This window comes from Asticcacaulis sp. SL142 (genome assembly GCF_026625745.1).
Taxonomy (GTDB): domain Bacteria; phylum Pseudomonadota; class Alphaproteobacteria; order Caulobacterales; family Caulobacteraceae; genus Asticcacaulis.
The window spans coordinates 2,440,266-2,453,062 of record NZ_CP113061.1 but is presented as its reverse complement, the minus strand read 5'-3'; the positions used below and the strand labels follow the sequence as shown (position 1 = coordinate 2,453,062).

Annotated in this window: 11 protein-coding genes and 1 pseudogene; 5 read left to right on the top strand and 7 right to left on the bottom strand. The window is 57.8% G+C overall.

The genetic code is table 11. The features are described from left to right. The first annotated feature begins 11 nt into the window (after positions 1 to 11). Both OVA03_RS11115 and OVA03_RS11110 read left to right on the top strand, forming a co-directional pair. Positions 12 to 563 (top strand): DUF4142 domain-containing protein, encoded by a 552-nt coding sequence (locus OVA03_RS11115; protein WP_267524557.1) that lies wholly within the window; start codon positions 12 to 14, stop codon positions 561 to 563. 147 nt (positions 564 to 710) lie between these two features. Then, a complete protein-coding gene (locus OVA03_RS11110; RefSeq protein WP_267524555.1) occupies positions 711 to 1,130 on the top strand; it encodes a cupin domain-containing protein in 420 nt (139 codons plus the stop codon). A gap of 104 nt (positions 1,131 to 1,234) precedes the next feature. On the opposite strand, the gene OVA03_RS11105 is transcribed toward OVA03_RS11110, so the two are convergent. Further along, positions 1,235 to 3,589, bottom strand: coding sequence for a TonB-dependent receptor domain-containing protein (locus OVA03_RS11105; protein ID WP_267524553.1), 2,355 nt, complete (start codon positions 3,587 to 3,589; stop codon positions 1,235 to 1,237). 278 nt (positions 3,590 to 3,867) lie between these two features. On the opposite strand from OVA03_RS11105, the gene OVA03_RS11100 reads away from it, so the two are divergent. The 3 genes from OVA03_RS11100 to greA all read left to right on the top strand — a co-directional run bounded on the left by OVA03_RS11100 (position 3,868) and on the right by greA (position 6,359). Then, positions 3,868 to 4,875: a glycoside hydrolase family 43 gene (locus OVA03_RS11100; protein WP_267524551.1), complete on the top strand. Its 1,008-nt coding sequence runs from the start codon at positions 3,868 to 3,870 to the stop codon at positions 4,873 to 4,875. 63 nt (positions 4,876 to 4,938) lie between these two features. Then, entirely contained in the window at positions 4,939 to 5,694 is a 756-nt protein-coding gene (kduD, locus tag OVA03_RS11095; protein WP_267524549.1) for a 2-dehydro-3-deoxy-D-gluconate 5-dehydrogenase KduD, read from the top strand. A gap of 185 nt (positions 5,695 to 5,879) precedes the next feature. Next, positions 5,880 to 6,359, top strand: coding sequence for a transcription elongation factor GreA (gene greA / locus OVA03_RS11090; protein ID WP_267527717.1), 480 nt, complete (start codon positions 5,880 to 5,882; stop codon positions 6,357 to 6,359). 3 nt (positions 6,360 to 6,362) lie between these two features. Here greA and OVA03_RS11085 read toward each other — a convergent pair whose 3' ends face one another. From OVA03_RS11085 to OVA03_RS11060, 6 genes and pseudogenes are all read right to left on the bottom strand, one after another. After that, positions 6,363 to 7,490, bottom strand: coding sequence for a calcium:proton antiporter (locus OVA03_RS11085; RefSeq protein WP_267524548.1), 1,128 nt, complete (start codon positions 7,488 to 7,490; stop codon positions 6,363 to 6,365). A 128-nt stretch (positions 7,491 to 7,618) separates the two neighbouring features. Next, positions 7,619 to 8,599, bottom strand: a complete 981-nt coding sequence (locus OVA03_RS11080; RefSeq protein WP_267524546.1) for a serine/threonine dehydratase — start codon at positions 8,597 to 8,599, stop codon at positions 7,619 to 7,621. Then, entirely contained in the window at positions 8,596 to 9,165 is a 570-nt protein-coding gene (locus OVA03_RS11075; protein WP_267524544.1) for a nucleotidyltransferase family protein, read from the bottom strand. The genes OVA03_RS11080 and OVA03_RS11075 overlap by 4 nt, the downstream gene beginning before the upstream one ends. Then, a complete protein-coding gene (locus OVA03_RS11070; protein ID WP_267524542.1) occupies positions 9,162 to 10,019 on the bottom strand; it encodes an XdhC family protein in 858 nt (285 codons plus the stop codon). Before OVA03_RS11070 ends, OVA03_RS11075 begins: the two co-directional genes overlap by 4 nt. Next, the gene (locus tag OVA03_RS11065) at positions 10,020 to 12,215 is read right to left on the bottom strand and encodes a xanthine dehydrogenase family protein molybdopterin-binding subunit (RefSeq protein WP_267524540.1); all 2,196 of its coding nucleotides are present in this window, start codon (positions 12,213 to 12,215) and stop codon (positions 10,020 to 10,022) included. Positions 12,216 to 12,218: 3 nt separating this feature from the next. Continuing rightward, positions 12,219 to 12,699 (bottom strand): annotated as a pseudogene (locus OVA03_RS11060) ((2Fe-2S)-binding protein). Positions 12,700 to 12,797: the final 98 nt, after the last annotated feature.

The window sequence follows — 12,797 nt, the reverse complement described above, 5'->3', positions numbered from 1 at the left end:
AGGTTTTCGTCATGCGTCACTTAAGATTTGCCGCCGGTATTTTAGGCGTGGTTGGCTTTGCCCTGCGTCTGGCGGAGGATGTTCGTTTGCATCGTCTGCGCAAACGTCTGGCACGGGTGTCGGATGAAACCTTCCTGAAGACGGCCCGCAGTTTGAATGCCTTTGAGGGCAGTCTGGCGCGTCTGGCTTTGGAAACATCCGTAAATGACGATGTGCGCGCCTTTGCCGATCATGTGCTGGAAAAAGAAGGCGATGTGACGGGCGACCTGATTGAGATCATGGATGTGGATCAGGCGCCAGATCAGCACTTTAAGCCGATTTACCATGGCTGGGTCGACGATTTACAAAAGGCGAAAGCGGCTGAGTTTGATCAAGCCTTTGTCGATGTGGGACAAACCGTTTATCAGGGCGCCTTGTCGGTATTCGAAGCCTATGTCCGTGACGATGGTGCCGGCACACTCAAAACCTATGCCGCCCGTAACATCCCGCGACTTCAGGCCCGCCTCAGTCAGCTTCAGGCGCTTGATCTGTCCGCGCCCCAACCCATTGAAGCGGTGATTTAACCCGGTGATGGCCGGGCGCGCGGAAGGCGTCGATAACGCGCTGATCACGGAACTCATCACACCTCTGTCACCTGAGTTGTTTTAAGGCGATAATACACTTAAGTTGGTAGGCTTAAGAGCGCATCCCGAAAACCGGAGGCCTGCCGTATGATACCAGAACTGACTACACCAAGACAGACCGCTATCGTTCTTGGCCCCGGTGAGGGCCGCCGCTATCCGCTCGGTCGCATGACCAGCATCTTTAAATCCGATGGTGAAGAAACTTCCGGCCGCTATTCGATCTCGGAATGGTGGCTTGAGCCCTATACCCGCGGGCCGGGCAAGCACGTCCATAGCGACAACGAAGACATCTTTTATGTCATCGAAGGCCGCGTCGCCTTTCTGGTTGGGGATCAGTGGATTGATGCAGCCAAAGGCTCGTTCGTGCGCGTGCCCGCCGGTGTGATCCATGATTTTGAAAACCAGTCGCCCGACCGTGCCGGTCTGCTCAATATCTACATTCCCGGCGGTTTTGAGGATGATATGCCGGGGATCGTTGACTGGTTTCAGAAAAATCCGGTTGATTAAGCGCATCCCCAAAAGTGTGAAGCGGTTTTTGGATAAGATGCGCGCAAAAACAAAAATTTAGCGCACAAAAAACCCCGGCAGTGATGCCGGGGTTTTTAACTTGATTACATCGGCCCGCCGCCACCGGGGCCACCGCCCCAGTTGCCGCGTGGCCCACGCGGGCCTTGCTGGGTATCATCGGGCTGGTTGCCGCGCACCTCACCAAAGACGTAACGCAGAGACAGGTAGGCGATCTGGCCTTCCTGAACCCGTTTGCTATAGCCGCGTTGAACATCGCTACGGAAGTAGGTCGTGGTATCTGCCGATTCTAAAACATCGCTCACTCTCATCGTCAGGTTCAGCTTATTGCTGAACTTATGGGAGTAGTTGATGTCGAGGGTCGCGAGCGGATCGGTGTAGCTTTCGCGGTCGATGCGCTTACCCTGAGTGTTGATATTAAGCCCCAGCCGATCCTTGGCCGTCAGATCATAGTCGAGATTCACTCGACCGCTGACATTGGTCCCGGTGCGGACATAGGGCACGCTGTTGCGGTCGACGGAGTCGATTTCAAAATAGGTAACTGTGCCGCTGGTGCGTAGCCGTAGTTTGGGCGTCAGGCGACCGTCATATGAGGCTTCAAACCCGCCGGATTGCTGCTCCCCCAGGTTGGCGCGGGTCCGCAGCAGAACCGTATCGGAAATGAAGTAGCTGACCGGCGCAATGACCTTAGAGTCTTTGCTGTAAAAGGCTTCAACATTATAGCTGTGGCCGCTTTTCTGGTATTCATAGCGGACGCTGAACTTATCGGTTTCCTGTGGCTTCAGGTCAGGATTACCGGCACTGGCATACTGATCATTATTGTAAACAATCGTGCCATCAAGTTCCTGACCGAAGGGGCGGCGGATACGGCGCGAATAACCGACCCGCAGACGTTCCGCCTGCGACAGGACATAGCTGACATTCACGCTGGGGCTGACATTGGTATAGCTGTTTTTCGTTCCAAGACCCGTCTTGATCTCAAAGTCAGTTTGCTCGACACGCAATCCGCTGCTGACGCTCAGCTTATCGGTATAGGCCTTGCTGTAGTTGACATAGCCCGCGCTGATGGTCTGCTCGGTTTCAAAGCGTGTGTCCTGCGGAGGAATATTTGTGGTCCCACCCGTGCGCACCGTGACGTTGCGGCTGCTGTTTTCGCGGCGTTCAATTTCAAAGCCGGTAGCAACATCACCGCCCCAAAGGCCATGGGTATAGTCGCCGCTGAAATCGAGATTCTTGTCTTCGGATTCGCGCTCACGAATATCACTGCCATCCGCCACGGCCGGCAGGGCATAGACGGTCGTGCCGACATCCTGCCGGTCGCCGGTACGCACCGAATAACGAAGGTTGAATTTCAGGGTTTCGCCTTCGGTGTCGCCTCTGTGGTCGTAACGCAGAGTACCTTCGACATTATCGCTGTTATCGGCGCCACGGCTTATGCGGGCATAATCACGGGTCAGAATGCCATTCTGATCGTAGTCCTGGCTGCTGGTGACACCGTTGCTGCTGCCTTCACGGCGGAAGTAATTAACATTGGCGGCCAGGGAGTCATTGTCATTGATCTGATAGGTCAGGCCACCATTCATCATTACCATGTCACTCAGTGATGGCGACGAAGATTGGGTCACTGACCGCGTTTCTTCGCCGGTCAGTTCATTGATGCGGGTTCTATCCGACATGCTCTCATTGGGGCGGCCATCGTGGCGCATGCCGATGCTGCCGTTAATGACCAGTTTGGGCGTGAGTTGTTTCCCGCCGGAGAGATTGGCACCGTAGCGATCATTTGAACCGCCGTTAAGGGTGAGCGACGGGCGCTGAACTATGGCGCGCCCACGCTTCATCACGATATTAATGATGCCGCCTGAGCCTTCGGAAGAAAACTGCGCGCCCGGATTGTTCATGATCTCAATGGAGTCGATATCGTCCGACGCCAGGGATTGCAGGGTTGTCGCCCGATTATCGCCCTGCAAGGCCGCAGACGGCTTGCCATCAACCAGAATGGTCACGCCCGATCCGCGCAGGGTGACATTGCCTTCAGGATCGACATTTACGCCCGGCAGCTTGTTCAGGGTCTCACCAACAACACTGGTGGGGGTGTCGGGATCGGCCTTGGGGTCGAAAACCTGACGGTCGGCGCGGTTTTGCGGGCGCTCGGCAGCCACGGTCACGGTCGTGGTCGGGCCTTCCTGCGCTTCGGCCTCAATCGGGGTGGTTTTGAGGTCTTCAGGTTTCTTTTCGGTCGCAGGCTGCTGGGCCTGAGCCGGGGTTGTCGTCTGAACAGGTGTCTGAATGGGCGTTTGGGCCGGTGTCTGAGGTTGCGTTTGCGCCCACACAGGCGCGGCCAACACCAGCGCCGCCAGAGTGCTGAGCGCCGTGCCGTTCCTCAAAGCCCGAAAACGCGAACCGGCCAAGGAACCAGACAGAGATAGATTATTATTTTTCATTATTAGGTCTTCTTCGGAAGAGTGGTATTTGTCGGATTATACGCAAGGCCTGTTAAATTTCCGTCGGATATATGGCAAGGAGTCTTGCGGCCAAAAGATGTTCAGTCCGGATTGCCATTGCGCAGATGCAAAAATGACGCACTTTATGTCAGGGGTGTATGAATCTTTTCTTTAGTGAAAATATATGCGCGAAACCTTTACGCTTTTACCGGGATCGCTGCCTGTGTATGATCTGAATTGACTGTTTAAGATCAATAATAACATAGCGGGAGAAAACCATGCGATCTTTATATCTGGCCGTGGGCCTTATGTGTGCGGCTGCACCCGTAATGGCGCAGGGTACGGCTGAGGCCCCTAAGCCGCTTTACCGTGATCCGGTGTTTGACGGGGCGGCGGATGCGTCGATTGTCTATGATGCACCTAATGCTCAGTGGAAGATGTTCTACACCAACCGGCGCGCGTCCCTCAAATTCCCGGATCCCAAGGATGCGCGCTGGGTGCACGGCACACCGATTGGTGTTGCGACCTCGACCGATGGTCTGACATGGCGCTATGGCGGGCAGGCGGCGATTCCGCAAAGCTGCACCGGTGAGACCCTGTGGGCGCCGGAGGTATTCAAGGACGGTGACACCTGGCATATGTGGCTGACGGTTGTGCCGGGGGTATTTACTAACTGGAACCATCCGCGCCACATTGTCCACCTGACCAGCTCTGATCTCAAAACCTGGGACTGCGGTGAAACGCTCGATCTGGGCGATAAGGTGATCGACGCCAGCGTCATCAAGATTGGTGACGGCTACCGCCTGTGGTTTAAGGATGAGCGCAAGGGCTCACGGCTGTTTGCCACCGATTCCAAAGACCTCAAGACCTGGGTGCAGAATGACACGCCGGTGGTTGATATCGCTGCCGAAGGGCCAAAGGTATTTCGCTTTAAAGGTCGCTACTGGATGGTGGCGGATGCGTGGAAGGGCTTAATCGCCTTAAGCTCTGATGACGCGACGAACTGGACACTGCAAGCGGACCGTCTTCTGGAACGGCCGGGCACCCAACCCACCGACACCAACAAAGGCCAGCATCCTGATATCGTCGTCAATACTGATGATAAGGGCAATGAAAAGGCCTTCATCTATTACTTCGTCCATCAGCATAATGAGGTTGAGGCCAAAGCCGATCCATACTGGAACCAGCGCACGGTCATCCAAGTCGCCGAACTGAAATATGTGGATGGCAAGCTGACGGTGGATCGCAACGCGCCGGTCGATGCCACACTTTATGCGCCGAAATAGGGTTGATCCGGTCGGACGCGGGGGGCTATGCTAGAGGCCTCCCCAATCTTTTGTGAGTTACCCATGTCCCATCTGTTCGACCTGACCGGCAAACGCGCCCTGATTACCGGCGCCAATCGCGGACTGGGGCAGGCGATGGCGGTCGCTCTGGCCGAAGCAGGGGCCGATATTGCCGCCGTCGGCAACAATACGCCGGATGAAACCAAGGCCAGGGTTTTGGCGCTTGGCCGCAAGTTCGTGTTCATCAAGGCCGACCTGACCTCGACCGCGCCGATCAGTGAGATCGTGTCCATGACGATTAATGCGCTGGGCGGGATCGATATTCTGATCAACAATTCCGGCATTATCCGCCGCGCCGACAGCGTCGATTTCACCGAAGACGACTGGGACGCGGTGATGAACGTCAATATCAAATCGGCATTCTTTATGTGTCAGGCCGTGGGCCGCCACATGATCGCGCAGGGGTCGGGCAAGATCATCAATATCGCCTCCATGCTGTCGTTTCAGGGCGGCATCCGCGTACCGCCCTATACGGCCTCGAAGTCGGGCATTGCCGGCATCACCAAGCTGCTGGCGAATGAATGGGCCTCTAAGGGCCTCAATATCAACGCCATTGCGCCGGGGTATTTTGCCACCGACGTGACGTCTCAGCTACAGGCTGATGCCGAGCGCAACAAGGCGATCCTTGACCGTATCCCGGCTGCGCGCTGGGGCGAGCCTGACGATCTGAAAGGGGCAGCGGTGTTCCTGTCGTCAAAGGCGTCGGACTATGTTAACGGCGCGATCATCCCCGTCGATGGCGGCTGGCTGGCGCGGTGAGGCGGTCGAGGATAGTTTTGGGCGCAGTCATTATCGTGACCGTTCTGGCTGCGATTTGGGCATGGCCAAAAATATCCCGCTTTTTAGATGTGGACGCATTTCTGGACTCAGGTGGCCGGCTTGCAGAAGACGGAAGTTGCGAACATTAGGTTGGCATTATTCGTCCGTAGTCCTACATTATGTCGATGAGTGTTGCCTTTACCAAAGACGAAGATCACGAAGCCGCCGCGGCCAATCTGCCGGATCGGCCGATCTCGCCCCATCCTAATCTGGTCACGCCGCAGGGCCTGAGCCAACTGGAAGCCGCCTTTGCTGAGGCCAAGGCCGCCTATGGTGCCGCGCAGGCGTCGGGCAGCATCAACGAAGACCGCACCGCTATGGCGCGGGCGACGCGCGATCTGCGTTATTATACGGCGCGTTTAGGCTCAGCCCAGCGCATCGCGCCGGTCAGTCATCCCGAAACGGTCGTATTTGGCTGCACGGTCACAATTGCGCGCGAAGATGGCCGCACTCAGACCTTTCGCATCGTCGGTGAGGATGAGGCCGATCCGGCGCAGGGCAGCATTTCCTATGTCTCGCCGCTGGCCCGCGCCCTGCTGGGTAAATCCGTGGGCGATGAGGCGCAGGCGGTGGGCGCCGACATCGAAATCACCGCTATCCGCTAAGCTTTACGGCACAATCGTTACAAACAGATAGGTGGCGAAGATCACCAGATGGGTCACCCCCTGAAGAATAGTGGTGCGGCCAGTGCCGAGGGAAAAGATCGAGACGACAAACGAAAGCAACAATAATATCATCGACTTGGGATCAAGCCCCAGCGCCAGCGGCCAGTTCATAACAACCGACAGTACCGCCACGGTCGGAATGGTCAGGCCGATGGTCGCCAGCGCCGACCCTAGCGCCAGATTAAGGCTGGTCTGAATCCGGTTGCGACGGGCAGCCTTGACGGCGGCCAGACTTTCCGGGGCCAGCACCAGACCGGCGATCAGCACCCCGACAAAGGCTAAAGGTAATCCTGCGGCCCCGACGGCGGCTTCGATATGGGGCGACAGGCTTTTGGCCAGAAGGACCACCCCAACTAACGCAACAATAAGCGCACCGACGGCGATCCAAGTCTGCATGTGGGTGGGCGGCTCGGCATGGACATCCTGCGGCAGATCGCCATCGCCTGCCGGCAGGAAATAATCGCGGTGGCGAACCGTCTGTACCAGGACAAAGGTGCCATAAAGGATCAGCGATACCACGGCCACGAAGATAAGTTGCGGCGGGGAATAGAATGAGCCGGGTGCGGAGGATGTAAAATTAGGTAGGATCAGCGACAAAGACGCCATCGCCGCCAGTACGCAAAAGGCCGAACTGACGCCGCGCAGCACAAATTTCTGCTCATGGTGGCGTGCGCCCCCGACCAGCAGACATAAGCCCACAATCCCGTTCATAATGATCATCACCGCGGCAAACACCGTATCGCGCGCCAGCGTCGCCTTTTCGCCCGGATCGGACATCATCAGAGACACAATCAGGGCGACTTCGATAATGGTGACCGCAATGGCCAGCACCAGAGTCCCGAAGGGTTCACCAACCTTATGGGCCACCACCTCGGCATGGTGAACGGCGGCCAGCACACAGCCCATCATGATGATGGCGGCGACAATAACCCCGAAAAGCCCCAGATAGGCGGCGTGCAGCGCTATGGCGAGCAAGCCGGCCCCAGGAACCACCAGACTCCAGATCGGCAGCACCGGCACGTCCTTGGTGTGGGGCGTCTTAGCGGTGTCGGGATTGCCGGATTGGGCCATGCTTAGTCCTTAAAAATATCGTTTAGCTCGCCCCCATAGAATTAATCCCCTATCCGGCCGGTCATGTCCACCTCAAGGGATTGATTTAGTTCGATTTCAGGCCAATTTTTTATGACGGCAGCCAACCGTTAAAGGCCCGGCACTGTCCCCAGACGATCCTCAGCCCAGATTTGGGCTTGAGTTTCAGGGGCGACATTGCCGCCGGACAGGATCACCAGCACCGTTTGCGGCTCCGTCTGTGTGCGCAGATATGCCACCACACCGGCCATGCATCCGGCTGAGGTTGGCTCAATAGTCAGTTTCAGCAGATGGGTCAGCCATTGGGTCCAGTAGATGATATCATCTTCTGAAACCTCAAGCACCCCCGCGGTCTGTTTCAGAAAGGCCAATGTCCGTTCACTGACATAAAGGGTGCGCACGCCGTCGGCAATCGTATCGGGCGCCTGATCCCACTTGAAGATTTTACCGTCGCGCAAGGTGCGGGCGGCGTCATTGGCATTGAGCGGCTCGACCCCAAACACCTTTGTGGCCGGGGAAGCGGCCTGCGCGGCCAGATAAGTACCCGATACCAATCCGCCACCGCCACAAGGGGCGAACACCGCATTAAATGCGGGGCCATCCTGAAAGGCTTCCAAGGCCGCGGTGCCCTGACCGGCCATGACGCGGTCGTCGTCATAGGGATGGATGAACGCAGCACCTTGGTCGATGACGGCCTTAACCGCGCTTTCGGCTTCCTGGCGGGTTTTGGTGACCACCACCTCAGCCCCATGGGCGCGGGTGGCGGCGATCTTAAGCGATGACGCCGTTTGCGGAATAAAAATGGTCGCTTTCAGGCCCAGGATTTTGGCTCCATAGGCCACGGCCTGAGCGTGATTACCCGACGAAAAACAGGTGACGTGATCAGGCATTGCCCCCTGTTCTTTCAGAGTCAGGAGGGTGTTCATCGCCCCGCGCACCTTGAACGCGCCAATTTTTTGCAGGTTCTCGCACTTAAAGATGATGCGATGGCCAAGCATGGCGTTAAGCGTGGCCGACTCCATCAGCGGCGTGCGGTGAACGAAACCAGCGATGCGGCGCTGGGCGGCAATAATATGATCGGGCGTATTCATACGGGTCTCTTAGACGGGTTTATCAGCGCCGTCAGATCATCTTTGGTGTCAATATCCTGCACTATAGCCTCGGTGCCGACCTCAAGCCGCAAAACGCGGTAACGACCGCCGGTGATCAGGCCGCGCGCGCCTGTGTCGCCGGACAATGCGCGCAGGTCATCGAAGCAGGCGGCGGCAAACAACACCGGATGGCCGTCGCGGCCTTTATGGGTGGGCACCACAATATCGCTACCGGTGAGATGATCCGCCAGTTGCCGATAGACCTCCTGCGGGATCAGCGGCATATCCCCCAGCACCACAAACACGCCGTCGCACAGGTCAAGTGATGCTACTCCGAGCGCCAGCGACCAGCCCATACCCGCATCGGCATCAGGATTTACAATCACCCTGACGCCATCGGGGGCCGGGGTCTGTGCGCGGGTGACGACGATGCGCTGATCCAGTCCCTCAGTGGCCGCAATAGCGGCGTCAAGCACGGTGCGGCCATTTATCTGCGCCTTAAGCTTTTCATCTGTCCCGAACCGCCGTGACGCCCCGGCCGCCAGTATGATCGCCGCCAGTGTCATGATTTGCGCCAGTGTTCGATAATCTGCGCCATGATGGACAGGGCGATTTCCGGCGGGGTTTTGGCCCCAATATCCAGCCCGACCGGCCCATGGATACGCGCCACATCGGCCTGACCGCGCAAGGTTTCCAGACGGGCCTGATGGGCGCGTTTGCTGCCTAAAGCCCCGATATAAAACGCCGGACTGTTAAGAGCGGCCTTAAGGATCTGCGGTTCAAAAGCATGGTCATGAAAAAGCGTCACCAAAGCGCTGTTGGCATCCAGTAAATCAGCGTCGAAATCGCCGTCGCCGCGCAGAGGCCGCACATTAGGCAGGGCCTGCTCAATCATAGTGTCAGGGCTATAGATAACCGTTTCCATCTCGGCCATAACGGCCAGTTGCGCCAGCATAATCACTATCGGGCCTTGCCCCACGATCACGATCCGCCCATTAGGCCGGTAGTGGCGCACAAATCCGCCCGTCACCATCTGCGCGGGCTTACGGGCGGCGTGCGCATCCGCAATTTGGCGCACCTCATCATCGCTAAGGGTCACGGCAAAATGGATGTCTAGCCCGGCCCCGCACGGCAAAGTAATGTCCTTAAAACGCGAGCCTTCACCGTAGCGCTCAATATAATCCGAACCCTGATCAATAGCGGCGATCGCATCATGCACCAGTGCGGCTTCAGCACAGCCGCCGGTGATCATGCCGACGTGGCGACCGTCTTCGCACACGGCCATCTGCGACCCCACCGGGCGCGGCGACCCGCCGGTGGTAGCGATCAGGGTCAGGAGCGCGCACCGCCGACCCTCACCCCGCCAGCCGAGGTAGGTATCGAGCACATAGTCCTGATAGTGCGGGGGGTCGATCTGCACTCAGGCCCGCGCCGCTTTCGCAATGGTTTCCGGCAGCAGGGGCAGCTTCCTCACCCGTACGCCGCTCGCCGCAAAAATGGCATTGCATACGGCGGGTATCACGGGGGGCAGGGCGGGTTCACCCAGACCTGTTGGCCCATTATCCGACAGCTCAAAATGCAGGTCGATATGCGGGGCCTGCGGCATACGGATCATGGGTATGTCCTGGAAATTGCTTTGAACCGCGCGGCCTTTTTCAAAGGTAATCTCTGACATCATTTCCCCAATGCCGTCCATGACCGAGCCTTCGACCTGATTGGCGGCCCCGGTTGGATTGATGATGGTGCGGCCAACATCGCCAACCACCCAGACCTTAAGCACTTTCCAGGTACCGTCGTCTTCGACCTTGACCTTAGCCACTTCGGCAAAATAACCCTGATGGCTGAAATAGGTCGCCACACCATAGCCTATACCGTTACCCGATTTCGCCGTGTCCCAACCGCTGCGGCGTCGCAAGGTGTTGAGCACAGCCTTCATACGCTTGGCATTATAAACCGGGCCGCGCCCTTCGGCAGGCTGCGGAGGGTTCGCCAGAGCCGCCTCGACCAGTTCCTGACGCAGAGTGAAGGGGTCTTTCCCTAATGCGCCTGCGATTTCATCAAGGAAACACTCATGGATAAAGCCGAGCGCATTTGATGACGGCGCTCGCAGATACCCGGTCGGGATCAGGGTTTCAATCAGGTGCTGCTCAAGGGCATAGTTTTTACTTACCAGCGGCACAAATTCATGGGGCGTGATGCCCGCCCCCTGCGCCACCTTGCCGTCGCGCGCAAAGGTCACAGCGCGGGCCTTATAGGCTGTGATCTTATCCCCCTCAATCGCCGCCTCCAGTTTGTGATAATTGCCGGGACGGAAATAGTCATAGGCGACATCATCCTCGCGCGTCCAGACCAGCTTGACCGGCACGCCCGACTTTTGCGCAATGACTGCCGCCTCGACCATATAGTCGTTTTCCAGCCGGCGCCCAAAGCCACCGCCGCAGCGGATCATATGGATGGTGATCTTATCTTCGGGCACACCCAGCGCCTTAGCGACATGGGGCCGGCCCCAGGACGGAGCCTGAGTGGGTGCCCAGATTTCAACCCCATTAGCCGTGACTTTTGCGGTGCAGTTCTGCGGCTCCATCGGGACATGGGCCAGAAATGGCGCCTCAAACCAGGCCTCAATCTTTTTAGACGATTTCGCCAATGCCGCGTCCGCATCGCCCTGGGCTTTGATGGATTCACCCTTGGTTTTTACCAACTCCGCAGCCTTGGCGGCATAGGTTGCACTATCGTGGGGCGCGCCCACCCCGTCATCCCAGACGACCTCTAGCTGTTCGCGTGCGGCCCTGGCGTACCACCATTTGTCGGCAACAATTGCCACCCCATCCTGAAGGCTGTGGAAATCGCCGGAGCCTTGCAACGTAAAGACATGGGTGATGCCTTTTAAAGCTTTGATGGCATCGATATTGGCCGATTTCAGTTTCGCGCCGTACACCGGCGGCTTGACGAAGACGGCATATTTCATGCCGGGAACCACCACATCAATACCGAAGATCGGCTTGCCTTCGACGATGGCCGGACTGTCGTAACCGCCTTTGGATTTACCGATAATGGTAAAGGCGCTGTCCGGTTTTAAAGTCACACTGGCCGGATCGGGCAGCTTCAGCTTAGCCGCAGTCGCCACCAATTTGCCATAGGGCACCTTCGTGCGTGAGGCTTTGTGGTGGACGACACCGGCTTCGACCGTCAGTTCGGCGGCAGGTTTTTTGAGCACCGCCGCCGCCGCTTCGATCAGCACGGCCCGCGTGGCCGCACCCACCCGGCGCATGGGTTCATAGTTCATCGGGGTCGACATCGACCCGCCCGCAAACTGCGCCCCAAAGCGTTTTTCGTCAGCCGGAGCGGTCTCGATTTTTACCTGTTCCCACGCCACATCCATCTCTTCGGCGATCAGCATGGGCAGCATGGTTTTGATGCCCTGACCGATCTCAGGGTTCTTGGCGCGGATGGTGACCGTGCCATCAGGGGCTATGGCGACATAATCGCCCACACGGGTAGCCCCCTCATTGGCCGCCACGGCATCAAAGCCGAACCCGACCACAAGCGTACCACCGGTCGCCAAACCCGATGCCAGAAACAAACGGCGTGAAGGTTTAAAAGAAGCGTCATCCATAGTTTAAGCCTCCCGCGTGTCGGTCAGTGCCATGCCGGCGGCTGATTTAATGGCCTCACGGATGCGCTTATAGGTGGCGCAGCGGCACAGATTGCCTTCCATAGCCGCATCAATGTCATCGTCCGTGGGTTTGGGGGTGGTTTGCAGCAAGGCCGCCGCCGACATGATCTGCCCGGCCTGACAATAGCCACACTGCATGACATCCCACGTCCAACCACGCCTTTTGCAGAGCCTTGCCCTGAGCGGTGGCCCCTATGGCCTCAATCGTCGTGATCCTGGCCCCGGCGTCCAGAGATCCCACCGGTGTGGCGCAGGCGCGGGTGGCCACCCCATCAACGTGAACGGTGCAGGCTCCGCATTGGGCGACCCCGCAGCCGAACTTTGTGCCAGGAAGCTCAAGCTCATCGCGCAGCGCCCATAGCAGCGGCATGTCTTCGGGCACATCAAGCCTGTGCGCCTTGCCATTAACGGTAAGTGTGATCATCCGCCTGCCTCCCGAATTCCCTGATGCCAATAAGGTTATATCAATTCGGGATCATGGCAACTCTGTGGCCAGTAAAACTCGCGTGACGCAAATTTCAT